Genomic DNA, 25257 nt, shown 5'->3' on the forward strand with positions numbered 1-25257 from the left:
GCGGAGGGAGTCCGCGGACCGGCCGCCTTCGGGTGTGCGGTCAGCGGCCGCCGCCCGCGGCCGAGCGGGGGCGGAGAGCACCGAGGCGGCGCCGGCCGGTGCGGGTGCGGCGGCGCAGCGAGGCGGCGAGCCGGGCCCTGGTACGCGCCCAGCCCCGGCTGCGCCGGCTGGCGGTCAGCTCCGCGAACAACTCCTCGTAGCGGGCGACGACCGGGGCCGCGTCGAAGCGGGCCGCGCCCTCCAGCGCCGCCCGGCCCATGGCGCGGCGCCGCTCCGGGTCGCCGATCAGCTCCAGCATCGCGTCGGCCAGCGCGTCCGCGTCACCGACCGGGACCAGCCTGCCGTCCACCCCGTCCCGGACGATCTCCGCGGGGCCGAGCGGGCAGTCGGTGGAGACCACGGGTACGCCGCAGCGCATCGCCTCCACCAGGGTCATCCCGAAGGACTCCGCGTCGGAGGCGGAGACCACCAGGGAGGAGCGGGCGAACTCCGGCTCGATGGGGGAGTGCGACCCCATCAACTCGGCGCGGCCCACGAGCCCGAGCCGGTCGATCAGCGCCTCAAGACGCTCCTGCTGGGCGCCGCCCCCGTAGACGCGCAGGCTCCACTCCGGTTCCTTGGCGGCGACCACGGCGAACGCCGTCAGCAGCAGGTCGAAGCGCTTGCCGCGGGCCAGCCGCCCGGCCGCGGCGATCACCGGCGCGGTGCCGTCGGAGGGGGCGACGCCGTGCGGTGCGGGCACGATGTTCGGGACCGAGGTGACCCGCACCCCGGGCAGCGGCATGTTCGCCCGGTAGACCTCGGCGTCGGCGCGGGTGGTGGTGACCAGGGCGTCCAGGGTGCGGTAGTGGCGGGCGAGGAGCTGGCGCAGCGGCCCGGTGTGGGCGTCGTGCCGCAGATGCTCCTGGGCGATGCGCAGCGCGCCGCGCGGCCCGAAGCGGGCGAGGTAGACATTGATCCCGGGGCGGGTGCCGATCACCACATCGGCGTCGCTGCCCGCCAGGTACTCGCGGACCCGCAGGTCGATCAGGCGGTTGTACTGGCGGTGCCGCTTCTCCTCGGTGGGGAAGTCGATCGCGGGCTGGGCGAAGGCGGGTTCGCGCACATCGGGCCCGTCCTCCCGCAGGTCCACCAGGGACGTCAGCCGCAGCCGCGCGTCCACCGCGAACCGCGGGGTGCTGCGGTGCCGCATCATCGACACGATCTCCACCTGGTGCCGCTCCGCGAGCGCGGTGGCGAGGTTGAGCGTGGTGCGTACGGTGCCGCCGATGGCGTACGCGTTGTGCAGCAGGAACACGATCTTCATCTGGTTTCACCCGGCCTTCCCGCGGAGCCCGACTCCCGGGCGACATAACGGCACAGGGTTACCCGATACGGTCCCCCTCGCGCCGGGCCGCGGCGGAAATCGGCGCCCAAGTGCACTCGCGGGGGTGGTTCGCCCGGACTCGGGTTGACGGAGTGGGGAGGGGGCGGGGCGCGGACGTACAGGTCGGCGGCCAAGTCGGTGGCGTTACGCGGCAGTTCCCGTCGGCCGGACGCGACAGGTCGCCGAACTCCCCCTATATTCAAGCGAGTTGGGAGTGCGGCTGGTTCCGCCGAACCCCGTTCGGGCCATTGTCATGGCCTCGACACTGCCCCTAGCCTGAGCTGATTCCTGATCCCCCCACATCCAGGAGTGCCCATGTCCACCAGTACACCGCCGACAACCCGGCTCCGGGTGTCGTTGCTGGCCGTCGCCGTGACCGCCGCGCTCTCCGCGACCGGCGTCCAGGCCACCGCCGCCCCCCAGCCGGACCCCACCTCGGTGACGGTCAACGCGGCCTTCGAGCAGGCGGCGGACAAGTACGGCGTCCCGCGGGACCTGCTGGTCGCGGTCGGCTACGGCGAGACCCACCTCGACGGCCACCACGGGCAGCCCAGCCAGGACCGCGGCTACGGTGTGATGCACCTGGTCAGCAACCCGGTCAACCACTCCCTCGCCAAGGCCGCCGCGCTCACCGGCCACTCCCGCGCCGAACTGCGCCACGACACCGCGGCGAACATCGAGGGCGGCGCCGCCGTACTGCGCGCCCACGCCGACGAGTTGGGCCTCAATCGGGCCGAGCGGCGGGACCTCGGCGCCTGGTACCCCGTCGTCGCCCGCTACAGCAACGCCAAGGGCGCCACCGCCGCCCTCTACGCGGACACCGTCTACCGGTTCCTCGCCAAGGGCGTCACCGCCAACGCCGCGGGCGAGAAGGTCACCGTCGCCGGGCGCAGCGTCGCCCCCGACAAGAGCGCGTACCGGAACACGCTCAAGGCCGACGGCTTCGGCACCATGAGCGAGGACTACCCGCCCGCGCACTGGGTCCCGGCCTCCCCCAGCAACTACAACTCCGGGCGCTCCGCGGACATCAGCACCATCGTCATCCATGTCGTCCAGGGTTCGTACGACGGCTCGATCGGCTGGTTCCAGAACCCCGAGGCGGAGAGCAGCGCCCACTACATCGTCCGTTCCTCGGACGGCGACATCACGCAGATGGTGCGGGACTCCGACACCGCGTGGCACGCCCGGGGCGGCAACCCCTACTCCGTGGGCATCGAGCACGAGGGCTTCATCGACAACCCGAGCTGGTTCACCGACGCGATGTACCGGTCCTCCGCCGCGCTCACCAAGCACCTGGCCGACCGCTACGGCATCCCCAAGGACCGGGCGCACATCGTCGGCCACTCCGAGGTCCCCGGCAACGACCACACCGACCCGGGACCCAACTGGAACTGGGACTACTACATGCAACTGGTCGGCGGCTCCGGCGGCGACAACCCGCCCCCGCCGCCGCCCCCGTCGACCGGCAAGCACTGGGTGGACACCTTCGCCGACGCCCCCGGCTACGCCTCGCCGAGCGACACCACCGAGACGGGCACCCTGAACAAGGGCACCAACTACGTCTACTGCAAGGCGCAGGGCCGCGACATCACCGACAACTCCGGCAACCACAACCACTGGTGGCTGCGCACCGACCTCGACTCCGGCCCGGGCGGCCAGTACGTCCCGGCGTACTACCTCTCCCGCTGGGGCAACGACGAGGCGCGTGACAACGACGGCAACGAGATCCCCGACTGCTGAGCCCGGAGGCCGCGACCGGGCGCCGTCCGACGGCGCCCGGCCGACCGGCCCCGCCGGCGGCCTACGGCCAGACCAGGCAGTACGGCTGGTGCCCCGCCTCGTGCAGGCGGTTGCTGAAGTCCTGCCATTCGTGCAGGAGTTGGTACACGTTGAAGGCGTCGCGCGGGCCGCCGCGGTCGGGCACCGTGGACCAGATGAACGCGGCCGCGCCCACCGACTCCTCGCCCACGCCGCGCAGCGGGTCGACCACCGTCATCGGGAGCCGCACCACCGCGTAGTCGGGGTGCAGCACGACCAGTTCCAGCGGGGGGACCTTGTGCAGGGGTATGCCCTCTATGCCGGTGAGGACCATCGCGGCCATCGTCTCCGGCTTGATCTTGGTGAACATGCCGCCCATGCCCAGTTCGTCACCGCCGAGCTCCTCGGGGCGCATCGAGATGGGCACCCGCGCCGCCGTCGCACCGTCCGGGGCGCCGAAGTACTTGTAGGTCACCCCCACCCGGCCACTCCTGCTTCCCGCCTGAGCCCACTCGCCGGCGTCCCCGCGCCCGGTCTGCGAACCGTCGAACCCTTGCGGGCTGCCCTGGCCCTGCTGCCGGTGCTTGTCCCGCCGATGCCTGCCCTGCCCCTGGCCGGCGGCAGGGGGGACCCTGCGCCGGGGACCCAGGTCGTCGGTCCCCTCGCCCAGCCCGCCACCGCGATGCATATCTCCACCCGACTGCTTTTCTGGGACGCCCGACCCCCGCCGCGCAACCCGATCATCGTGACAGTGACCTCCCCCACCGGTGCCCTCCGAAACGTGCCCGGAAACACCGGTATACAACGTCCCGAAACCGCACCGGGCCGCACGGTGCCGGGAGGCTCTGAGACCATGGCCCCCGGGGGTCATCCGTACGAAGCCCCAGTCTCGCAGACATATGGGGGACGGCGCCCGGTCCGGAGCGAGAAGAGCGCCGAGCCCGCAGCCCCCGCGGCCATGATCACCCCGACATGGCCGCCGAGCCCGATACCTTCACAGTCTTCGCAGGTCAGGACCAAAGTGCCTTATAGCTATGAAGCCCCAGTCTCGCAGACGCTCTTCGACCGCGCGGCGCTTGTGACGCCCGGCGGTGTGAACTCCCCGGTGCGTGCCTTCGGCGCCGTCGGTGGCACGCCCCGTTTCATGGTGTCCGGCGACGGCGCCTGGCTGACCGACGCCGACGGCCGTGAGTACGTCGACCTCGTCTGCTCCTGGGGGCCGATGATCCTCGGCCACCAGCACCCGGAGGTGCTCGCCGCGGTCCGTGAGGCCGTCGGCCGCGGCTTCTCCTTCGGTACGCCCGGCGAGGGCGAGGTGGCGCTCGCCGAGGAGATCACCGCCCGGATCGGACCGGTGGAGCAGGTGCGGCTGGTGTCCAGCGGCACCGAGGCCACCATGTCCGCGATCCGGCTGGCCCGCGGCTTCACCGGCCGCGCCAAGGTGGTCAAGTTCGCCGGCTGCTACCACGGGCACGTCGACGCGCTGCTCGCCGCCGCCGGTTCCGGCCTCGCCACCTTCGCGCTGCCCGACACCCCCGGCGTCACCGGCGCCCAGGCCGGCGACACCATCGTGCTGCCGTACAACGACCTGGACGCGGTACGGGCCGCGTTCGCCGCGCACCCCGGTGAGATCGCCTGTGTGATCACCGAGGCCTCGCCCGGCAACATGGGCATCGTGCCGCCCGGCGAGGGCTTCAACGCGGGCCTGCGCGAGCTGTGCCACCAGCACGGCGCCCTCTATGTCTCCGACGAGGTGATGACCGGTTTCCGCACCTCCCGCACCGGCTGGTACGGCATCGACGGCGTCCGCCCCGACCTGATGACCTTCGGCAAGGTGATGGGCGGCGGCTTCCCCGCGGCGGCCTTCGGCGGCCGGGCCGACGTGATGGCGCACCTCGCCCCCGCCGGCCCCGTCTACCAGGCCGGCACCCTCTCCGGGAACCCGGTGGCGACCGCGGCCGGCGTGGCCCAACTGCGGCTGCTGGACGAGGCGGCGTACACCAAGGTCGACGCGGTCTCCGCCGAACTGCGCGGCCTGGTCACCGCGGCCCTCAGCAAGGAGGGCGTGGCGCACCGGCTGCAGCACGCGTCCAATATGTTCTCCGTCTTCTTCACCGACCGCGAGGTGCGCGACTACGCGGACGCGCAGACGCAGGAGACCTTCCGCTACACGGCGTTCTTCCACTCGATGCTGTCCCAGGGGGTCTATCTGCCGCCCTCGGCCTTCGAGTCCTGGTTCGTCTCCACCGCCCACGACGAGCGGGCCCTGGAGCACATCGCGGCCGCGCTCCCGGCCGCCGCCCGCGCGGCCGCCGAGGTGACGGCATGAGCGACCTCAACTCCCCCGGCTCCGCCGCCACTTCGGGTTCCACCGGCTCCGGCGACGAGCTGACCGTGGTCCATCTGATGCGCCACGGCGAGGTGCACAACCCGGAGGGCGTCCTCTACGGGCGGCTGCCCGGCTACCACCTCTCGGAACTGGGCCGGCAGATGGCCGACCGGGTCGCCGAGCACCTCGCCGGGCGGGACATCACCCATGTCGTGGCCTCGCCGCTGGAGCGGGCCCAGGAGACGGCGGAGCCCATCGCCAAGGCGCACGGCCTCGGCCTCGGCTCCGACGGGCGGCTGATCGAGGCGGAGAACGCCTTCCAGGGCAAGGAGTTCGGCGTCGGGGACGGTGCGCTGCGCCGCCCGGCCAACTGGAAGCTGCTGGTCAACCCGTTCAAGCCGTCCTGGGGTGAGCCCTATGTGGACCAGGTGGTGCGGATGATGAGCGCGCTGGACGCGGCCCGGGACGCGGCCCGCGGGCATGAGGCGGTGTGCGTCAGCCACCAACTGCCGATCTGGATCGTGCGCAGCCATGTGGAACGGCGGCGGCTCTGGCACGACCCGCGCCGCCGCCAGTGCACCCTCGCCTCCCTCACCACCTTCACCTATCGCGGCGACCGCATCGTGTCCGTGGGCTACTCCGAGCCGGCCCTCGACCTGGTCCCCGCCCACCTCCGCGCCGGCGCCAAGCCGGTGAAGGGCCAGGCCAAGGCCTTCGGCGCGTAGCCGGTCCCGGCCGCGGGCGGCGGGGCCCCTCCCGCCACCTGCGGCCGTCCACCCCACCCCCGGGTAAAAACTCCCCATCTGTAACTCCTCACCCCCATATGTCCGTTGTCACGAAACCGTGGTCGGAAATCCGTGCGAGGTCCGGAACCCGGTTTCGGCTCGGATCCTCTTAGGGAGCGACCACCTCCCGTACGGAGGTAAAGCGCGACGAATGGGGGCAAGATGCGGGACTTCAGCCGGAGGAGGCTGCTCGCACTCGGGGCCACGGCGGTGGCCGCGGCGGGAGTCGCCGCCTGCGGCCACGGCGTCAGCGGCGTGGTGAGCAGCGGCAGCGGCGGGGGATCCGGCGAGCGGCGGAGCAAGCCCATCGGCGACGGCTCCACCGCGTACACCGGCAAGCAGCCGCACCAGCCCGAGGCGCCCCGGCCACTGGAACCGGGCGAACAGCCCCCGCAGTTCGTGGTGTTCTCCTGGGACGGCGCGGGCGAGGTCGGCAACGGGCTCTTCCCTCGCTTCCTCAAGGTCGCCGAGGACCACGGCGCCGCCATGACCTTCTTCCTCTCCGGGCTCTATCTGCTGCCCGAGTCCAAGAAGCGCCTCTACCGGCCGCCGAACAACTCCGTCGGCGCCTCCGACATCGGCTACCTCAGCGACGAGCACCTCGTCGAGACCCTCGGCTGCATACGCCGCGCCTGGCTCGCCGGGCACGAGATAGGCACCCACTTCAACGGGCACTTCTGCGCCGGCACCGGCACCGTGGCGAACTGGACGCCCGCCCAGTGGCGCAGCGAGATCGACCAGGCCAAGAGCTTCGTCAAGAACTGGCGCACCAACACCGGCCGCACCGACCTGCCTTCGCTGCCCTTCGACTACGACCGCGAACTCGTCGGCGGCCGCACCCCCTGCCTCCTCGGCCAGGACAACCTGCTGCCCACCGCCCGCGAACTCGGCTGGCGCTACGACGCCTCCTCACCCGGCGGACTCCAGCGCTGGCCGCAGAAGAAGCAGGGCCTGTGGGATCTGCCACTCCAGGCGATGCCCTTCCCCGGGCACACCTTCGAGGTGCTGTCGATGGACTACAACATCCTCGCCAACCAGTCCCGGAACTCCACCAAGGCGCCCCCGCGCAACTATCCGGCCTGGCGCACCCAGGCCACCGAGTCCTACACGGCCGGCTTCAAGCGCGCCTACGAGACCAACCGGGCACCCCTCTTCATCGGCAACCACTTCGAGCAGTGGAACGGCGGCATCTACATGGACGCCGTGGAGGAGGCCCTGAAGCGGATCGCCGGGGCGGGCGAGCGCAAGAAGGACGTACGGCTGGTGTCCTTCCGGCAGTTCACCGACTGGCTCGACGTACAGGATCCCAAGGTCCTCGCGAGGCTCCAGTTGCTCGGGTCGGCGAGGCTCCGGCGGGTGGCTGGAAGGACTATCTGCGGGGTTCCACAGACAGTGCGCAGGGCCCGCCGAACGCCGCCTGAAATGGTGTTTTCCGCCGGATAGGGGGGTGCGGAAGATCCCCTGGCCGGACATGCGAAACTTTTCACATGAGTGCCGCCCGCAGCGCCCACCACAGCACCGCACCCGCGTCCCGCGCCCCCCGCGCGGGACGTGGCCGCGCCGGCCTGCTCACCGCGGGCGCCGCCCTCGCCGCCCTGGTCCTGACGGCCTGCGGTTCCGGTACCAGCGGCGGTTCCGGCAAGACCGGCTTCGTCTCCGGCAAGAACGGCATCGCCACCGTCGCCCTCGCCGACCGGCACCAGGGCCCCGACATCAGCGGCACCACCCTGGACGGCAGGAAGCTCGACGTGGCCGACCACCACGGCAAGATCGTCGTACTCAACGTCTGGGGCTCCTGGTGCCCGCCGTGCCGGGCCGAGGCGCCCAACTTCGCCAAGGTCGCCAAGGAGACCAAGGCCAAGGGCGTGCAGTTCATCGGCATCAACACCCGGGACAGCAGCCGCAATCCGGCGCTCACCTTCGAGAAGAGCCAGGGCATCCCGTACCCGAGCCTCTACGACCCGGCGGGCAAGCTGATGCTGCGCTTCCCCAAGGGCACCCTCAACCCGCAGTCCATCCCCTCCACCGTGGTGCTCGACCGCGAGGGCCGGATCGCGGCCCGCTCCCTCCAGGCGCTCAGCGTCAAGAAGCTGCACGACATGATCGACCCGCTGGTCGCGGAGAAGTGACCCGGTGACCGCCCTGGCCGCCGGCCCCGTCAACGACACCGTCTACAGCGGCACTCTGCTGCTGGCGCTGCCGATCGCCGTCCTCGGCGGCCTGGTCTCCTTCTTCTCCCCGTGCGTCCTGCCCCTGGTCCCCGGCTACCTCTCGTATGTCACCGGCGTCAGCGGCACCGATCTCGCGGACGCCCGGCGCGGCCGGATGGCGAGCGGCGCCGCCCTCTTCGTCCTCGGCTTCACCGTGGTCTTCGTCTCCGGCGGGGCCCTCTTCGGGTACTTCGGGCAGACCCTCCAGGAGTACGGCGGGGTCCTGTCGAAGGTGCTCGGGGTGCTGATGATCCTGATGGGCGTGCTGTTCATGGGCCTGATGCCGTGGCTCACCCAGCGCGAGTACCGCTTCCACACCCGCCCCACCACCGGCCTGGCCGGCGCCCCCCTGCTGGGCGCGCTCTTCGGCATCGGCTGGACGCCGTGCATGGGACCGACCCTCGCCACCGTGCAGGGCCTCTCCTTCAGCGAGGCCAGCGCCGGGCGCGGGGCGCTGCTCACCGTGGCCTACTGCCTGGGGCTCGGCGTGCCGTTCGTACTGGCCGCCGTCGCCTTCCGCAAGGCGCTGGGTGCGTTCGGCTGGGTCAAGCGCCACTATGCGTGGGTGATGCGCATCGGCGGCGGCATGATGATCGCGACCGGTCTGCTGCTGCTGACCGGCGCGTGGGACCACATCGTCCAGGCGATGCAGGTCTGGTCCGACGGCTTCACTGTGGGGATCTGATGAGCAAGACCGGCAACGACACCACCCCCGCCACCGGCCGGGACACCGACGCCGACGACGGGCTGGACGCCGCCGGCTCCCGGCTCTCCACCGCCCCCGTCGAGGACACCGCGCCGCTGGACGACACCTCGCCCGCCCTGCCGCGGCTCGGTGTGCTCGGCTGGGTGCGCTGGTTCTGGCGGCAGTTGACGTCGATGCGGGTCGCGCTGATCCTGCTGCTCCTGCTGTCGCTGGCGGCGATCCCCGGCTCCCTCATCCCGCAGGACAGCGACGAGATGAAGGTGCGCGCCTTCCAGGACGCGCACACCACGCTGGCCCCGGTGTACGACAAGCTCGGCCTGTTCCATGTGTACAGCTCGGTGTGGTTCTCCGCGATCTACCTCCTGCTGTTCATCTCCCTCATCGGCTGCATCGTGCCCCGCACCTGGCAGTTCACCGGCCAGCTCCGCGCCCGCCCGCCCGCCGCCCCGGGGCGCCTCGACCGGCTGCCCGCGTACGCGACCTGGCGTACCGAGGCGAGCGCGGACGAGGTGCGGGAGGCGGCGCGGGCCGCGCTGCGCGGGCGGCGCTACCGCACCCACCTCGCGGGCACCGCGGTCGCCGCCGAGAAGGGCTACCTCCGCGAGGCCGGGAACCTGGTCTTCCATATCGCCCTGATCGTGATGCTGCTCGCCTTCGCCGCCGGCCAGCTCTTCAACTCCGAGGGCAACAAGCTCGTCCTCCAGGGCGACGGCTTCTCCAACACCCTCACCCAGTACGACGACTTCACGTCCGGCAACCTCTTCGACAGCGGCAGCCTGACCCCGTTCAGCTTCACCCTGGACAAGTTCCTCGGCACCTTCGAACGCAACGGCCCCAACCGCGGCACCGCCCGCACCTTCGAGGCCCACGTCAGCTACTCCGCCGGCGTCGACGGCCCCACGAAGCGGAAGGTCATCAAGGTCAACAAGCCGCTCGACGTGGACGGCACCAAGGTCTTCCTGGTCAGCCACGGCTACGCGCCCGAGATCACGGTGCGCGACAGCAAGGGCGAGGTCGTCTACCACTCGTACGTACCGCTGCTGCCCATCGACAACAACCTGACCTCCACCGGCGCCGTCAAGGTCATGGACGGCTACCGCGACAAGTCGGGCAAGGTCGAACAACTCGGCTTCAACGCCTTCTTCGTGCCCACCTTCGCCGGCGTCGGCCGCGGCCAGATGCTGTCCCAGTTCCCCTCCCCGGACTACCCGGTACTGGCGCTCTCCGCCTACCACGGCGACCTGGGAGTGGACGCCGGGCTGCCGCAGAACGTGTACCAGCTCGACACCACGCATATGAAGCAGTTCAAGGACGCCAAGGGCCAGTTGTACAAGGAGCGGCTGCGGCCCGGGGAGACGATGAAGCTGCCCGGCGGGCAGGGCACCGTCACCTACGGCAAGGACCTGCGGCAGTGGGCCAGCTTCCAGATCGCCCAGCAGCCCGGCACCGGCTGGGCGCTCGGCGGAGCCATCGCCGCCATCGCCGGTCTCGCCGGTTCCCTCTTCATCCAGCGGCGCCGGGTCTGGGTCCGCGCCACCCCGGGGGACGACGGCACCACCGTCGTCGAGATGGCCGGGCTGGGCCGCGGCGAGTCCGCCAGACTGCCCGAGGAACTCGGCCGCCTGGCCGGCCTCGTCCACGACCGGGCCCCCACCGCGCCCGACCCCCGCACCGACCAGGACCGCGCATCCTCCGCATCCGACTCTGAAGACGTCACCGCCGAAGGGGCTGAGAAGTGAATCTCGCCGCCGCAACCAACGAGAACCTCGCGGAGATCAGCAATGTGCTGGTCTACTCCGCGATGGCCGTCTACCTGCTGGCCTTCTTCGCCTACATGGCCGAGTGGCTCTTCGGCAGCCGCAGCAAGGTCGGCCGCACCGCCGCCGCCCTCACCGCCGACCAGGACACCCACGGCGCCGCGCCCGTGGTCCGGGTGAAGGGCGCGCAGCGGAACGGTGGCACGGCCGTACTGGAGCGGCCGCAGGTGGTGACCCGGGCCGCGGCCGGCTCCCGCGGCGACCTGCCGGACGGCCCCGGCGCCCACGGCGGCGACGAGCAGGGCGACCTGTACGGCAGGATCGCGGTGTCCCTGTCGGTGCTGGCGTTCCTCATCGAGGCGGGCGGTGTCGTCTCCCGCGCCCTGTCCGTGCAGCGCGCCCCCTGGGGCAACATGTACGAGTTCAGCATCACCTTCTCCACGGTGGCCGTCGGCGTGTACCTGGCGCTGCTGGCACTGAAGAAGAACGTGCGCTGGATGGGCCTGCCGCTGGTCACCACCGTGCTGCTGGACCTGGGCCTCGCCGTCACCGTGCTCTACACCGCCAGCGACCAGTTGGTGCCCGCGCTGCACTCGTACTGGCTGTGGATCCACGTCTCCACCGCCATCTTCTGCGGCGCCGTCTTCTACGTCGGTTTCGTCGCGACCCTGCTCTACCTCTTCCGCGACTCCTACGAGAGCAAGCTCGCCGCGGGCGGCACCCCCGGCCGGTTCGCCACCTCGGTACTGGAGCGGCTGCCGTCCTCCACCAGCCTGGACAAGTTCTCCTACCGCATCAACGCGGCCGTCTTCCCGCTGTGGACGTTCACCATCATCGCGGGCGCCATCTGGGCCGGCGACGCCTGGGGCAAGTACTGGGAGTGGGACCCCAAGGAGACCTGGTCGTTCATCACCTGGGTCGCCTACGCCGGCTATCTGCACGCCCGCGCCACCGCCGGCTGGAAGGGCCGCAAGGCCGCCTATCTGGCCCTGCTCGCCTTCGCCTGCTGGATCTTCAACTACTACGGCGTCAACATCTTCGTCTCCGGCAAGCACTCCTACGCCGGCGTCTGACCCGCGAACCCACCGGCGGCCGGCCCCCGTTCACCTCGGGGACCGGCCGCCGTGGTGTCCGTGCGCCTCAGTGGGCCTGCGGAGTGCGCACCGAGGAGACGGTGAAGGAGTCGCCGCACACCCGCGGGGTGCCCGAGCGCAGCGTCATGGACTGCTTCGAACCGGGCGGATACACCTTGACCAGGTCGGGCCGGTGCCAGCAACCGCCTTGCCCGATGCCCTCGTTGGTGGTGTGCAGGGCGGCCTGGGCACGCGCGCCGGGCGCCAGGGTGACGGGGCCCGCGGCGGCGCCCTCACGGGTGGCGGGATGGCCGACGGTGCTGCCGTCGCGGCGGATCAGGGAGACGCCCGGGAAGCCGCTCAGGGTGCAACTGCGACTGCCGGTGTTGGTGAAGGTCAGGTCGTAGTAGACCTGCCCGGCGCCCGGTTGGCCACGGCCCAGCTTCATCGTCAACTGGCTTGTGGTGCAACGGGATCCGGCGCCCCGCTGGCCGGTGCCGCCCGTGGCGGGGGCGCTCGACGAGGGGGCGCCTTCCGAGGGGGCGGCGGACGGGTCGGAGGGGGCTTCGGTGCCGGTGTCGGACGGGGGGCTGCTCGACCGGTCCGTGCCGGGGGTGGAGCCGCGGTCCCCGTGGTCGGCGCGGGGGGAGGTGGAGGCGCCGGCCGAGTCCCCGCCCTCGCACGCCGTGGTCAGCAGCGCGAGGGCGGCCACCGTGGCGGCCGCCGCACCGGCACGCCACCGGCCGCGGGGCGCGGTGGCACGGTTCCGGCTCTGAGGTGTCGCGTGGTTCTCGGGCATACCTGCCGTGTGCTCCGCCCGGCCGGGTCTGAACGTCACACGATCGGACTGTTACCCGCTCATTACAGGGGCGCGCCCGGAGTGCCCGACAGCCGCCCGGCATAGGGCAGTTCAGTCAGTTCAGTCAGTTCAGTCAGTTCGGTCGGTTCAGTTGCCGGTTCAGTCCTCGGCGCGGCCCTCGCCCCGTTCCCTGCGCCGGAGTTCCTCCTCGCGGCGCCGCAGATCCGCCTCCCAGTCCTTCAGCAGCGACTCGTCCTGCTGCTCCTTCTCGTCCCGCAGCGAGGCCAGGAACTCCGGGTTGTCGTCCGGCGCCACATAACCTCCGCCCCGCGCCGACGGTGAAGCGCCCGCGGCGGCACCCCGCCGGCGGCCCACCACCAGCCAGGCCACCGGGCCCAGCAGCACCTCGCCGAAGAGCAGGATGATGATCACCCACACCACCTTCGGCAGATGCCGCACCTCTTCCTCCGGGGTGTTCAGGCAGTCGATGAAGGTATAGATCCACAGGGCCAGGACCAGCAGGAACGGCAGATACCTGAGCATGGCGGGCGAGGTCCCCCAGAACGCGGGCGGCGGGGCGGCGGGCCCCCGGTGACGGGCCCAGGGTATCCGGTGTCCGATACTTGGCCCCATGGCTTACGACGATCTCCGCTCCCTGCTTCGCGCCCTGGAGCGCGAGGGCGACCTGAAGCGCATCAAGGCCGAGGTGGACCCCCATCTCGAAGTCGGGGAGATCGTCGACCGAGTGCAGAAGGCACAAGGCCCGGCGCTGCTCTTCGAGAACGTCAAGGGCTCCGACATGCCGCTGGCGATGAACGTCTTCGGCACCGATCGCCGCCTCCTGAAATCCCTCGGCCTCTCCTCTTACGAGGACATCAGCGGCAAGATCGGCGGACTGCTCAAGCCCGAACTCCCGCAGGGCTTCGTCGGGATGAGGGAGGCCTTCGGCAAACTCGGCGCGATGACGCACGTACCGCCGAAGAAGGTGAAGGCGGCCGACGCGCCCGTACGGCAGGTGGTGCTGCACGGGGACGATGTGGACCTGGAGCGGCTGCCGGCGCTGTTCACCTGGCCCGGGGACGGCGGCTCCTTCTTCAACCTCGGCCTCACCCACACCAAGGACCCCGAGTCCGGGGTGCGCAATCTCGGCCTCTACCGGCTCCAGCGGCACGACCGGCGCACCATCGGTATGCACTGGCAGATCCACAAGGACAGCCGCAACCACTACCAGATCGCCGCCCGCCGGGGAGAGCGGCTGCCGATCGCCATCGCCTTCGGCTGCCCGCCCGCCGTCACCTACGCGGCGACCGCCCCGCTCCCCGGCGACATGGACGAGTACCTCCTCGCCGGCTTCGTCCAGGGCAGGCGGATCGAGATGGTGGACTGTGTGACGGTGCCGCTCCAGGTGCCGGCGCAGGCCGAAGTGGTGCTGGAGGGCTGGCTGGAGCCGGGCGAGATGCTGCCGGAGGGCCCGTTCGGCGACCACACCGGTTTCTACACCCCGCAGGAGCCGTTCCCGGCGCTCACCATCGACTGCGTCACCATGCGGCGGAAGCCACTGCTCCAGTCCATCGTGGTGGGGCGGCCGCCGACCGAGGACGGTCCGCTGGGCCGTGCCACCGAGCGGTTCTTCCTGCCGCTGCTGAAGGTGATCGTGCCGGACATCGTGGACTACCACCTGCCGGAGGCGGGCGGCTTCCACAACTGCGCCATCGTCTCCATCGACAAGAAGTATCCGAAGCACGCGCAGAAGGTCATGCACGCGGTGTGGGGCGCCCACATGATGTCGCTGACCAAGCTGATCGTGGTGGTGGACGCCGACTGCGATGTGCACGATGTGCAGGAGGTGGCCTGGCGGGCCTTCGGCAACACCGACTACGCCCGCGACCTGACCGTGGTCGAGGGCCCCGTCGACCATCTGGACCACGCCTCCTACCAGCAGTTCTGGGGCGGCAAGGCCGGTATCGACGCCACCCGCAAGCTGCCCGAGGAGGGCTACACCCGGGACGGCGGCTGGCCCGAGATGGTGCTGTCCGACCCGCGGACGGCCGCCCTGGTGGACCGCCGCTGGAAGGAGTACGGATTGTGAGCGCTGCCGAGGCGGTCAGCGGGCAGGGGCCCGCGCGGACCGGGCGGGTGCGGGCCTTCCTACGGCTGGTGATGATCGAGCACTCGGTCTTCGCACTGCCCTTCGCGTATATCGCGGCGCTCACCGCGGGCTTCCAACTCGACGGCACCGTCCACTGGTTGAAGCTGCTGCTGGTGACGGTCTGCATGGTGGGGCTGCGGACCTTCGCCATGGCGTGCAACCGGATCATCGACCGGGAGATCGACGCCCGCAATCCGCGCACCGCGGGCCGCGAGTTGGTCACCGGCACGGTGTCGGTGCGCTCGGCGTGGACCGGCGCACTGGTCGCGCTGGTGGTCTTCCTGGGCGCGGCGGCACTGCTCAACCCGCTCTGCCTGGCGCTGTCCCCGCTGGCCGTGGTGCCGATGGTGGTCTATCCGTACGGCAAGCGGTTCACCGACTTCCCGCACGCGATCCTGGGGCTGGCGCAGGCGATAGGACCGACCGGGGCGTGGCTCGCCATCACCGGGGCGTGGTCCTGGGAGGCGGTGCTGCTGGGCCTCGCGGTCGGGGTGTGGATCGGCGGCTTCGACCTGATCTTCGCCTGCCAGGACGTACAGGCGGACCGGGCGCACGGGGTGCAGTCGGTACCGGCGCGCTTCGGTGTCCCCGCCGCGCTGTGGGGCGCCCGCGGCTGCCATGCCGTCACCATGGGGCTCTTCGTCTGGTACGCGCTGGCCACGGACGCGGGGGTGTTCTTCTGGCTGGGCCTGGCGATCGTCGCCGCGGCCTTCGTCTACGAGCACACCCTCGTTCGCCCCCATGACCTGTCCCGCCTGAACCGGGCGTTCTTCACCACCAACGGCTTCATCGGCATCGCGCTGTTCCTCGCCGCGCTGGCCGATCTGCTGGTGCGGGGGCTGTCGGTGTGAGTGGCCGTGAGCCGTGGGTGGTCGGGGTCTCGGGGGCGTCCGGGACGCCGTACGCGGCCGCGGTGCTGCGGGCCCTGCTGGCGGCGGGGGAGAGCGTGGACCTGGTGGTGTCGCGGGCGGCGCGGCTCACCCTGCTCGACGAGACGGGCATCGCGTTCCGGGACGCGCACTGGGAGCGGGACCTGTCCGAGTGGCTGGCGCGGGGCGCGGACGGTGACCCAACGGCGTTCGCACCGGCGGGAGTTGAGCGGGTGCGGTACTGGCCCGCGGGTGATCTGGCGGCGGGCCCGTCGTCCGGTTCGTACCGGGTGAAGGGGATGCTGATCGTGCCGGCGTCGACGGCCTGTGTGGCGGGGGTGGCGCTGGGGCTGTCGAAGGATCTGCTTCAGCGGGCGGCGGGGGTGACGCTCAAGGAGGGCCGGCGGCTGGTGGTGGCGGTGCGGGAGACGCCGCTGAACGGGCCCACACTGCGGCAGTTGGCGGCACTGGACGAGGCGGGCGCGGTGGTGCTGCCCGCCTCTCCGGCGTTCTACGCGGGGGCGACGCACATCCAGGATCTGGTGGACTTCGTCGCGGGGCGGGTGCTCGACGCGGCGGGTGTGCCGCACGGCCTGTACCGCCGCTGGAAGGGGGAGCTCGGAGGTGGCTCGGGTTAGCGCTTCTTGGCGGCGCGGCGGACGCCGGCGAAGCGGCCGCGGCGGGCGGTCACGGGCCGGTGGGCACGCGAGCGGTCGGCCAGCTCCTGGAGCTCACGCATACGGGCGTAGGCCATCTCGATCGAGTACACGGTGGGTCTCACTCCTGACGATCGTTCTCCGCGTCGAGAACCCGGGATTGCCAGGCATCAACTGAAGAGATGTGGAAGATTTACAGGGTGTGGCCCCTGTGTGCCTTAGATTCTACACGTAAACTCGCGATATTGCTACATAATGAAAGGCATGGACCTATGGACGCCGTGGACAGGCAGCTCATCCAGGCCCTGCGCGAGAACGGCCGCGCCTCCTACGCCGAACTGGGGCGGCTGGTCGGGCTCTCCGGGCCCAGCGTCACCGACCGCATCAACCGCCTGGAAGCCGCCGGGGTGATCACCGGATACCGCGCCACGGTGGACGCCGCCTCGCTCGGCCTGGGCGCCACCGCCCTGATCGGCATCTCCCTCTCCGACGCCGCCGACCACGAGGACGTGGCACAGCGCCTGAAGGACCTGTACGAGATCGAGGACTGCTGGTTCATCGCCGGCGACGACTCGTTCATGCTCAAGGTGCGGGTGAGCGATGTGGACGGCCTGGAGCGCACCATCCGCCGCCTCTCCGGCACCAAGGGCGTCTCCCGCACCCGTACCACCGTGGTCCTCTCCACCAAGTGGGAGAACAGGGTCGGCGAACTCCCCGAGGAGATGTGAGCGGCGGCGGGGGTACGGTTGTCGGGGCCCGGTGAGGGTCCCCGCCGCCGGGGTTCCGGGCCGGCGGAGAGCGAGGACCGGAGGGCGGTCGGCGGATGGACGCGGGGCTGAAGCGCGAGCTGGAGGAGAAGGTCCGCGGGGGTGAACGGCTGACCCGCGAGGACGGCGTCGCGCTCTACGCGTCGGACGACCTGGCCTGGCTCGGCGGTCTCGCGCACGAGGTGCGCACCCGTGAGAACGGCGACGTGGTGCACTTCAACGTCAACCGCCACCTCAATATGACCAATGTGTGCACCGCGTCCTGCGCGTACTGCTCCTTCCAGCGCAAGCCGGGGGAGAAGGACGCCTACACGATGCGGATCGAGGAGGCGGTGCGGCTCGCCAAGGAGATGGAGGGCGAGCACCTCACCGAGCTGCACATCGTCAACGGCCTTCATCCGAGCCTGCCTTGGCGCTACTACCCGCGCTCCCTGAAGGCGCTCAAGGAGGCCCTGCCGGACGTCTCCCTGAAGGCGTTCACCGCCACCGAGATCCACCACTTCGAGAAGATCTCCGGGCTGCCCGCCGCCGAGATCCTCGACGAACTCATCGACGCCGGGCTCGAATCGCTCACCGGCGGCGGCGCCGAGATCTTCGACTGGGAGGTGCGGCAGCACATCGTGGACCACGACACCCACTGGGAGGACTGGTCGCGGATCCACCGCCTCGCCCACCAGAAGGGCCTGAAGACCCCGGCGACCATGCTCTACGGCCACATCGAGGAGCCCCGGCACCGCGTGGACCACGTACTGCGGCTGCGTGAACTCCAGGACGAGACCGGCGGTTTCCAGGTCTTCATCCCGCTGCGCTACCAGCACGACTTCGTGGACATGAAGGACGGCAAGGTACGCAACCGGCTCCAGGCCCGCACCACCATGGCCACCGGCGCCGAGGCCCTGAAGACCTTCGCCGTCTCCCGGCTGCTCTTCGACAACGTGCCCCATGTGAAGGTCTTCTGGGTGATGCACGGTGTGCAGACCGCCCAACTCGCCCTCCAGCACGGCGCGGACGACATGGACGGCTCGGTCGTCGAGTACAAGATCACCCACGACGCGGACAACTACGGCACCCCCGCCAAGCTCACCCGGGACGACCTGCTGGAGCTGATCCGGGACGCCGGCTTCCGGCCCGTGGAGCGCAACACCCGCTACGAGATCATCCGCGAGTTCGACGGCCCCGACCCGGCCCGCCGGGACAGCCCCCAGCCGATGCGGGTCTGAGGCCGGGGCGTACGGAGTGGCGGACGCCGGGCCGACCCCGCGCCCGGGGCCGGTGCCGTGCGTGCTTCACTGGAGGAGCGCCCGCCCGACTCGGGCGGCCCACCGGAACGGAAGACGGATTGACATGCTCCGCTACACGCTGATGCGACTGGGGATCTTCGCGGGCTGCCTGCTGGTCGTCTGGGGCCTCGTCTACTCCGGCATCGCCCCGCGCGGCCTCGGCGGCTCCAACTACCTCTGGGTGGTGCTGCTCTCCCTGGTGATCTCCGCGCCCATCAGCTTCGTGGTGCTGCGCGGGGAACGGGACCGCGCCTCCGAGCGGATCGTGGCCCGAGTCGACCGCGCCAAGGCCAACCTCCAGGCCAACCGCAGCATGGAGGACGAGGCGGACGACGCCCAGCGCGCCCACGGCGGCCCCGCCGTCCGTTAAGCGCGTCACATCCCGCACGCCCCGGTCCAGGGGAGAACGCTCCGGACCGGGGCGTTTGCCGTGCTCGGGCCGAGTCGCCGGGCCGCGTCCCAAAGAGATGCTTTGATTACCTCAAAGTTGAGATGTTAACGTATTCGGCGTGTTCGACCCGACGACCGCTGCCCGCCAACACGCCCGGAACATCCGGCTCGTGGCGCGTCTGCATGTCGATCTCTGCCGCTGTGTGTCCGCGGCCTGTCGCAGCCTCTGAGCTCCGAGCCGCCTGAGAGTTCCCCAGCGACACCACAGCGGTGCGCCCCCGTACGGCCACCGCACCCCGACTGCTGTACTACCCCTGACTGGAGTGTGTCCGTGTCCGCAACCGCTGAGAAGCCGGGCCGCCGAATACCCGAGGTCCCGTTCTGGGCCCAGATCATCGCGGGCCTCGTCCTCGGTGTCCTCCTCGGCTGGATCGCCCGCAACCAGGACGTCACCTGGCTGGTCACCACGCTGCAGAAGATCGGTGACATCTTCATCGGCCTGCTCAAACTGGCCGTCGCCCCACTGGTGTTCTTCGCGATCCTGGTGTCGATCACCAATCTGCGCAAGGTCAACAACGCCGCCCGCCTCGCCAGCCGCACCCTGCTGTGGTTCATGGCGACCTCGCTGATCGCCGTCGCCATCGGCCTCGCCATCGGCCTGCTCACCAACCCGGGCTCCGGCACCGGCCTCACCGCCAAGGACGGCGCCAAGCCGGACCACGCCGGCTCCTGGCTCGACTTCCTCACCGGCATCGTGCCCACCGACGTGGTCACACCGTTCACCGAACTGAACGTGCTGCAAATCGTGTTCATGGCCGCCGTCGCCGGGATCGCCGCCCTCCAGCTCGGCGACAAGGCCAAGCCGATCCTCACCCTGAGCGAGTCCGTCCTCGCCCTGCTCCAGAAGGCCCTGTGGTGGGTCATCCGCCTCGCCCCGCTCGGCACCGTCGGCCTCATCGGCAACGCCATCGCCACCTACGGCTGGGACCTGATCGGCAAGTACGCCACCTTCACCGCGGACGTCTACATCGGCTGCGCCCTGGTGCTGTTCGGTGTGTACCCGCTGCTGGTGGCCACCGTCGCCAAGGCCAGCCCGCTCCAGTTCTTCAAGGGCGCCTGGCCGGCGATCCAGTTGGGCTTCGTCTCCCGCTCCTCCGTCGGCACCATGCCGCTCACCCAGAAGGTCACCGAGCGCCTCGGCGTCCCCAAGGAGTACGCCAGCTTCGCGGTGCCGTTCGGCGCCACCACCAAGATGGACGGCTGCGCCGCGATCTACCCGGCCATCGCCTCGATCTTCGTGGCGCAGATCTTCGACATCCAACTCGGCTTCGGCGACTACCTGTTGATCGCCTTCGTCTCCGTGGTGGGCTCCGCGGCCACCGCCGGCCTCACCGGCGCCACCGTGATGCTCACCCTGACCCTGTCCACCCTCGGCCTGCCGATGGAGGGTGTGGGCCTGCTGCTGGCCATCGACCCGATCCTGGACATGATGCGGACCGCCACCAATGTGGCCGGCCAGGCGCTGATCCCGGTCCTGGTCGCGGCCCGCGAGAAGATCCTCGACCGGGATGCCTTCGACCACGCCTCGGCCTCCCCGATCGACGCGCAGGACGAGCCCGTCGAGGCGGCCCCGGTGCCCGCGGCGGCCTGACGCACCCTGCCGCTTCCCGGCCGTGCCCCGGTCCCCGCCCGCCGCGGGGGCCGGGGCACCGGCGTTCCCGGCTCCGGCTGCAGGCCCGGCCCGTCCCCGATACGCCGGTTGGAGCGCGTCGTCACCGGCGCCCCGTACGCTTGCGCCTGATCGGACGCGGACAACTCGGGGTGTCGGAAGGGGCGGGGCGGATGGCTGTGGTGGGGGACGGTGGCGCGGTGTCGGTGCAGCGGCAGAAGCGGATGCCGCGCGCGGAGCGGGAGCGGCAGATGCTGGACGCGGCCGTGCAGATCTTCGGCCGACTCGGCTACCGGGCCGCCTCCATGGACGAGATCGCCGAACTCGCCGGCGTTTCCAAGCCGTTGGTCTACCTCTACCTCGGCAGCAAGGACGATCTGTTCCTCGCGTGCATCCGGCGGGAGGCGGCGAACCTGGTGACGGCGCTGCGGACCGGCGTCGACCCGGAGGACGCCGCGGAACGGCAGCTCTGGCAGGGGCTGCTCACCTTCTTCACCCACACCGGCGCCCACCCCGACGGCTGGGCCCTGCTGCACGACCGGGCGCGTACCCGGGGCGAGTTGTTCGCCTCCGAAGCGGCCGAGACGCGGCGGGAGATCATCGGCTTCGTGACGGAGCTGGTCATGGCCGCGGCCCGGGAGGGGCACGGCGACCTCGAATTGGGGGACCGGGAGGTCGACGGGCTCGCCTTGGCCCTGGTCGGAGCCACCGAGTCACTGGCGGACTGGGCGTGCCGCGATGCCACCGTCTCCGCCCGCGATGCCGCCGTCACCCTGATGAACGTGGCCTGGTCCGGCCTCGGCAATCTGATGTCCGGCCACCGCTGGACCCCACCCTCCACCGGCTGACCCGGCGTCCTACGGGCGCGGCAACGGGCCGTCCAGGGAGGGGTGTTCGGCGTTCCACCGGTGCGGGGAGCCGAGGGGGACGGGGCAGAAAAGGCAGGAGCCCCGCTTCCGCCGCTTGCGCGGGGAGCAGGGCTCCTTGGGTACTGCTATCCGTTCCGGATCAGATCCCGAGTGACCTCGGGACCCCGATTACATCGGGGAGACGTTCTCCGCCTGCGGGCCCTTCGGGCCCTGCGTGACGTCGAAGCTCACGGCCTGGTTCTCCTCAAGGGAGCGGAAGCCGCTAGCGTTGATCGCGGAGTAGTGGACGAAGACGTCGGGGCCGCCGCCTTCCTGGGCGATGAATCCAAAGCCCTTTTCGGCGTTGAACCACTTCACGGTTCCGGTAGCCATAAGCCCTCCTTGGGCCAAAGGGTTGCCCTGCTCCAGAACCTGCTGTTGTAAGCAACTGCATATGCCTGAAAACGACGAAAGCCTGCGGGTCACATGCTCCGCAGGCTCTGTACTGCAAGGGAAACCAAACTGCAACTTGCGGTGAGCCTAGCACGGCGGAAGCCGAAAGCGATAGAGGGAAAGATCACTTCACTCGGAGGCCGGAGAATCCCCGCGCCGCCTTGACGCCCTTGCGGGGCCGAACGGGGCCCTGGAGTCGGGCGCCCGCGCCGCTGGGTCTAGCCTCACGATGTGGACAATTCTCCCGCGGACTCAGCAAACGGCCCGGGCCGCCACGAGCGCCCCGCCGCACCTAGTGTCAGGCCGCGCGTCGGCCACATCCAGTTCCTGAACTGCCTGCCCCTGTACTGGGGCCTGGCCAGGACCGGCACCCTGCTCGACCTGGAGCTGACCAAGGACACCCCGGACAAGCTCAGCGAACAGCTCATCCGGGGCGAACTCGACATCGCGCCCGTCACCCTCGTCGAGTATCTGAGGAACGCCGGGGAGCTGGTCGCCCTCCCCGATATCGCGGTCGGCTGCGACGGGCCCGTGATGTCCTGTGTGATCGCCTCCCAGGTGCCGCTGGACCGGCTGGACGGCGCCCGGGTCGCCCTCGGCTCCACCTCGCGCACCTCGATCCGGCTCGCCCAACTGCTCCTCGCCGAGCGGTACGGCGTCCAGCCCGAGTACTACACCTGCCCGCCCGACCTTGGCCTGATGATGCAGGAGGCCGATGCCGCCGTACTCATCGGGGACGCGGCGCTGCGGGCCAATCTGCACTACGGGCCCAAGCTCGGCCTGGACGTGCACGACCTGGGCGCGATGTGGAAGGAGTGGACGGGGCTGCCGTTCGTCTTCGCCGTCTGGGCCGTCCGCCGTGAATACGCCGCCGGGCAGCCGGAGTTGACCGCCCAACTGCATGAGGCCTTCCTCGCCTCCCGGGATCTCTCGCTGGCGGAGGTCGCCAAGGTCGCCGAGCAGGCCTCCCGCTGGGAGGCCCTTGATCAGGAAGTGCTGGAGCGGTACTTCACCACCCTCGATTTCCGTTTCGGCCCCGACCAGTTGCGCGGTGTGACCGAGTTCGCCCGTCGCGTCGGCCCCACCACCGGCTTCCCGGCGGATGTGCGGGTGGAGCTGCTCGGGCACTGAGCGGCAGCGAACGGCGACCCTGAGTAATTCCCGTACCGGAGCCCGGAATTCAGGCTTTCCGCGGCAGTGGGAAACCATCGCCCGGCTGAATTCCCGGTGACGGTACGGCGGCGGCGCTGGGGCGGGTCCGGTCCGACCCCGTACCGGATTACCGTCAGGTGGAAATGCGGTACGGGAAAGCACCGCCCCTTTACACCCCGTATCGGGCGTGCATTCTTCCCGATCGGGCAACCCCTTACGGACATACGGCAGTTGCCTGGAAGGCGCGCGGCTAGGCTGGCCCGCGCCGCGGGTCGGCCGGCCGCCGGGCCGTGGCGCTGAAGTCCGTACGGGGGAGGTCGTGATGCAGCCGCTGGACGCCGGGGAACCGCGCGCCGTCGGGCCCTACCGGCTGCTCGGCCGGCTCGGTGCCGGCGGCATGGGCCGGGTCTACCTGGGGCGTTCCACGGGCGGTCGTACCGTCGCGGTGAAGATCGTGCATCCGCACTTCGCGCTGGACGAGCAGTTCCGGGCCCGCTTCCGGCGCGAGGTGGCCGCGGCCCGCCGGGTCGGCGGCGCCTGGACCGCGCCCGTGCTGGACGCCGACCCGGAGGCCGCGGTGCCCTGGGTCGCCACCGGCTATGTGGCCGGCCCGTCCCTCGCCCAGGCCCTCACCCCCGACCCGCCCGCCGACCCCGACAGCCCGCTCCCGCCCCGCCCCCTCCCGGAGCACTCGGTCCGCGCACTGGGCGCCGGACTCGCCGAGGCCCTGGCCCACGTCCACGCGCTGGGCCTGGTGCACCGCGATGTGAAACCGTCCAATGTGCTGCTGGCCATGGACGGCCCCCGCCTCATCGACTTCGGTATCGCCCGCGCCAGCGACGGCACCGCCTCCCTCACCACCACCGGCGTCTCCATCGGCTCGCCCGGCTATATGGCGCCCGAGCAGATCCTCGGCGGTGCGGTCACCGGCGCCGCCGACGTCTTCTCCCTGGGCGCCGTCCTCGCCTACGCGGCCACCGGCCGACCGCCCTTCCCCGGCGACTCCTCGGCGGCACTGCTCTACCGGGTGGTGCACGAGGAACCGGTACTGGACGGGCTCGGCGGGCCGCTGCTCGACCTGGTGTGCCGCTGCCTGACGAAGGACCCGGCGCCCCGGCCGGCCCCCGCCGAACTGGCCCGCCGGCTCGCCCCCGAGGGCGCCGCCCGAGCGGTGGCCGCGGGCTGGCTCCCCGCCCCGCTGGTGGAGCAGGTCGGCCGGGACGCGGTACGGCTGCTGGACCTGGAGGCGGCGGAGGTCCCACCGGGCGGCGCCCTCTCCGGCCCGGTGCCCTTCGACCGCCCCGCCGTCACCGCCGACCCCGGCACCGGCACCGTGGCACCCCCGGCCACCGGCCCGGCCGTACCGCACCCCGGCGGACCCGTGGCCTCCGGCACCTTCGGCCCGCCCGACCCCTCCTACCGCCCCACCGAGGCGACCCCGCCCCCCGGCTCCCCGGCGCACCCGCCGACCGCTCCCGGTCAGGCGCCGGTGCCCGGTCCGCGTAGTGGGGAGGAGGCCGACGGCAAGCAGCCGGGGAAGTTCTCCCTGCGGCTCAGCGCCGGGTCGGGTACCGGGTCCAACGGCCGTGGCCGCCAGGTGAGTTGCACCCTCGCCCTGGCCGTGGCGGGTGCGCTCGCCGCGGTCACCCTTGGCGGTGCCTTCCTCCTCGATGTGCTGCCCGGATCCGGGAACGGCGACGGCCCCGCCGCCGGCGCCGACCACTCGCCCGTCGCCAGCGCCCCCGCGCGCGACTCGGCGACCGCCGTACCCAAGGCGTACCTCGGGCACTGGAAGGGGGAGGCGCAGAGCAGCAGAGGGCTGCCGGTGGGGACCTTCGCGCTGGAGGTCCACCAGGCCCGCAAGGGTGCCCGCTTCGCCACCCTCGTCACCGATCTGTACGGCAGCCGCTGCAAGGACGTGCTCACCCTGGACAAGGCGGACGGGGGCCGGATCACCGCCACCGGGCGCGGCGACAGCGGCAACGGGCCGCTCTGCTCGCAGGCCGCGCACACCGTCTTTCTGAAGCCGGTCGGCGACGACCTGCGGTACACCTCCGTCGACCCGAAGGCGGGCAACCCCTCGGCCCGGCTCAGCCGCGACGACTGACCGCCCGCCGCGTCCGGCGCGGGGCCCTGGCGTACGCTGGATCGGTCCGTGCGGCAGCACATCGCCGCTGCTGAACAGCCACACCCGATGTGCCCGATGAGCCCCGATGACCCCCGATGAAATCCGATGAAAGG

The 25257-nt window shown here is 71.2% G+C and carries 23 protein-coding genes and 1 pseudogene; 18 read left to right on the forward strand and 6 right to left on the reverse strand.

The window, feature by feature from the left end; all coding sequences use genetic code 11:
- Window positions 1-40: 40 nt before the first annotated feature.
- Window positions 41-1306 (reverse strand): glycosyltransferase family 4 protein, encoded by a 1266-nt coding sequence (locus ACFVST_RS03895; RefSeq protein ID WP_390146599.1) that lies wholly within the window; start codon window positions 1304-1306, stop codon window positions 41-43.
- Window positions 1307-1681: 375 nt separating this feature from the next.
- Between ACFVST_RS03895 and ACFVST_RS03900 the strand changes: the two genes are divergently transcribed.
- Window positions 1682-3106 carry an N-acetylmuramoyl-L-alanine amidase gene (locus tag ACFVST_RS03900; RefSeq protein WP_390146601.1) on the forward strand — a complete coding sequence of 475 codons (1425 nt, stop codon included), beginning with the start codon at window positions 1682-1684 and terminating at the stop codon, window positions 3104-3106.
- A 61-nt stretch (window positions 3107-3167) separates the two neighbouring features.
- Here ACFVST_RS03900 and ACFVST_RS03905 read toward each other — a convergent pair whose 3' ends face one another.
- On the reverse strand, window positions 3168-3605 hold the full coding sequence (locus tag ACFVST_RS03905; RefSeq protein WP_390146603.1) for a hypothetical protein: 438 nt from the start codon (window positions 3603-3605) through the stop codon (window positions 3168-3170).
- A gap of 540 nt (window positions 3606-4145) precedes the next feature.
- Here ACFVST_RS03905 and hemL point away from each other — a divergent pair.
- From hemL to ccsB, 7 genes and pseudogenes are all read left to right on the forward strand, one after another.
- A complete protein-coding gene (gene hemL / locus ACFVST_RS03910; RefSeq protein ID WP_390146605.1) occupies window positions 4146-5453 on the forward strand; it encodes a glutamate-1-semialdehyde 2,1-aminomutase in 1308 nt (435 codons plus the stop codon).
- Window positions 5450-6178, forward strand: a complete 729-nt coding sequence (locus ACFVST_RS03915; protein WP_390146607.1) for a histidine phosphatase family protein — start codon at window positions 5450-5452, stop codon at window positions 6176-6178. Before hemL ends, ACFVST_RS03915 begins: the two co-directional genes overlap by 4 nt.
- Before the next feature lie 222 nt (window positions 6179-6400).
- Window positions 6401-7659 (forward strand): annotated as a pseudogene (locus ACFVST_RS03920) (hypothetical protein).
- Window positions 7660-7725: 66 nt separating this feature from the next.
- Complete coding sequence (locus ACFVST_RS03925) at window positions 7726-8367, forward strand: TlpA disulfide reductase family protein (protein WP_390146609.1); 642 nt, start codon at window positions 7726-7728, stop codon at window positions 8365-8367.
- A 4-nt stretch (window positions 8368-8371) separates the two neighbouring features.
- Entirely contained in the window at window positions 8372-9133 is a 762-nt protein-coding gene (locus tag ACFVST_RS03930) for a cytochrome c biogenesis CcdA family protein (protein ID WP_390146611.1), read from the forward strand.
- Window positions 9133-10893 (forward strand): cytochrome c biogenesis protein ResB, encoded by a 1761-nt coding sequence (locus ACFVST_RS03935; protein ID WP_390146613.1) that lies wholly within the window; start codon window positions 9133-9135, stop codon window positions 10891-10893. The genes ACFVST_RS03930 and ACFVST_RS03935 overlap by 1 nt, the downstream gene beginning before the upstream one ends.
- Window positions 10890-11984, forward strand: coding sequence for a c-type cytochrome biogenesis protein CcsB (gene ccsB, locus ACFVST_RS03940; RefSeq protein ID WP_390146615.1), 1095 nt, complete (start codon window positions 10890-10892; stop codon window positions 11982-11984). Before ACFVST_RS03935 ends, ccsB begins: the two co-directional genes overlap by 4 nt.
- Before the next feature lie 67 nt (window positions 11985-12051).
- Here ccsB and ACFVST_RS03945 read toward each other — a convergent pair whose 3' ends face one another.
- Both ACFVST_RS03945 and ACFVST_RS03950 read right to left on the reverse strand, forming a co-directional pair.
- Window positions 12052-12783, reverse strand: coding sequence for a DUF4232 domain-containing protein (locus ACFVST_RS03945; RefSeq protein WP_390146617.1), 732 nt, complete (start codon window positions 12781-12783; stop codon window positions 12052-12054).
- A 159-nt stretch (window positions 12784-12942) separates the two neighbouring features.
- Window positions 12943-13326 (reverse strand): PLD nuclease N-terminal domain-containing protein, encoded by a 384-nt coding sequence (locus ACFVST_RS03950; protein WP_390146619.1) that lies wholly within the window; start codon window positions 13324-13326, stop codon window positions 12943-12945.
- 88 nt (window positions 13327-13414) lie between these two features.
- Between ACFVST_RS03950 and ACFVST_RS03955 the strand changes: the two genes are divergently transcribed.
- Genes ACFVST_RS03955 through ACFVST_RS03965 form a run of 3 tightly spaced genes read left to right on the forward strand, consistent with a single transcriptional unit; the run spans window position 13415 to window position 16439 of the window.
- On the forward strand, window positions 13415-14872 hold the full coding sequence (locus ACFVST_RS03955; RefSeq protein WP_390146620.1) for a menaquinone biosynthesis decarboxylase: 1458 nt from the start codon (window positions 13415-13417) through the stop codon (window positions 14870-14872).
- Window positions 14866-15783, forward strand: a complete 918-nt coding sequence (mqnP, locus tag ACFVST_RS03960) for a menaquinone biosynthesis prenyltransferase MqnP (RefSeq protein WP_390146937.1) — start codon at window positions 14866-14868, stop codon at window positions 15781-15783. The genes ACFVST_RS03955 and mqnP overlap by 7 nt, the downstream gene beginning before the upstream one ends.
- Window positions 15780-16439 carry a UbiX family flavin prenyltransferase gene (locus tag ACFVST_RS03965; protein ID WP_390146622.1) on the forward strand — a complete coding sequence of 220 codons (660 nt, stop codon included), beginning with the start codon at window positions 15780-15782 and terminating at the stop codon, window positions 16437-16439. The genes mqnP and ACFVST_RS03965 overlap by 4 nt, the downstream gene beginning before the upstream one ends.
- On the opposite strand, the gene ACFVST_RS03970 is transcribed toward ACFVST_RS03965, so the two are convergent.
- Window positions 16436-16582 carry a hypothetical protein gene (locus ACFVST_RS03970; RefSeq protein ID WP_390146948.1) on the reverse strand — a complete coding sequence of 49 codons (147 nt, stop codon included), beginning with the start codon at window positions 16580-16582 and terminating at the stop codon, window positions 16436-16438. The genes ACFVST_RS03965 and ACFVST_RS03970 overlap by 4 nt on opposite strands.
- A gap of 147 nt (window positions 16583-16729) precedes the next feature.
- On the opposite strand from ACFVST_RS03970, the gene ACFVST_RS03975 reads away from it, so the two are divergent.
- The 5 genes from ACFVST_RS03975 to ACFVST_RS03995 all read left to right on the forward strand — a co-directional run bounded on the left by ACFVST_RS03975 (window position 16730) and on the right by ACFVST_RS03995 (window position 21411).
- The gene (locus ACFVST_RS03975) at window positions 16730-17185 is read left to right on the forward strand and encodes an Lrp/AsnC family transcriptional regulator (RefSeq protein WP_390146624.1); all 456 of its coding nucleotides are present in this window, start codon (window positions 16730-16732) and stop codon (window positions 17183-17185) included.
- Between the two features lie 95 nt (window positions 17186-17280).
- A complete protein-coding gene (mqnE, locus tag ACFVST_RS03980; protein WP_390146626.1) occupies window positions 17281-18444 on the forward strand; it encodes an aminofutalosine synthase MqnE in 1164 nt (387 codons plus the stop codon).
- A 124-nt stretch (window positions 18445-18568) separates the two neighbouring features.
- Complete coding sequence (locus ACFVST_RS03985; protein WP_390146627.1) at window positions 18569-18874, forward strand: DUF4229 domain-containing protein; 306 nt, start codon at window positions 18569-18571, stop codon at window positions 18872-18874.
- Between the two features lie 351 nt (window positions 18875-19225).
- Window positions 19226-20545 carry a dicarboxylate/amino acid:cation symporter gene (locus ACFVST_RS03990; RefSeq protein WP_390146629.1) on the forward strand — a complete coding sequence of 440 codons (1320 nt, stop codon included), beginning with the start codon at window positions 19226-19228 and terminating at the stop codon, window positions 20543-20545.
- 191 nt (window positions 20546-20736) lie between these two features.
- Window positions 20737-21411 (forward strand): TetR/AcrR family transcriptional regulator, encoded by a 675-nt coding sequence (locus tag ACFVST_RS03995; RefSeq protein ID WP_390146631.1) that lies wholly within the window; start codon window positions 20737-20739, stop codon window positions 21409-21411.
- A gap of 189 nt (window positions 21412-21600) precedes the next feature.
- On the opposite strand, the gene ACFVST_RS04000 is transcribed toward ACFVST_RS03995, so the two are convergent.
- The gene (locus ACFVST_RS04000; protein WP_390146633.1) at window positions 21601-21804 is read right to left on the reverse strand and encodes a cold-shock protein; all 204 of its coding nucleotides are present in this window, start codon (window positions 21802-21804) and stop codon (window positions 21601-21603) included.
- Window positions 21805-22095: 291 nt separating this feature from the next.
- Between ACFVST_RS04000 and ACFVST_RS04005 the strand changes: the two genes are divergently transcribed.
- Together ACFVST_RS04005 and ACFVST_RS04010 are read left to right on the forward strand one after the other, a co-directional pair.
- Window positions 22096-22995 (forward strand): menaquinone biosynthetic enzyme MqnA/MqnD family protein, encoded by a 900-nt coding sequence (locus tag ACFVST_RS04005; RefSeq protein WP_390146635.1) that lies wholly within the window; start codon window positions 22096-22098, stop codon window positions 22993-22995.
- Between the two features lie 343 nt (window positions 22996-23338).
- Window positions 23339-25123, forward strand: coding sequence for a protein kinase (locus ACFVST_RS04010; protein WP_390146637.1), 1785 nt, complete (start codon window positions 23339-23341; stop codon window positions 25121-25123).
- Window positions 25124-25257: the final 134 nt, after the last annotated feature.

It is taken from the genome of Streptomyces sp. NPDC058045 (assembly GCF_042885635.1).
Classification (GTDB): domain Bacteria; phylum Actinomycetota; class Actinomycetes; order Streptomycetales; family Streptomycetaceae; genus Streptomyces.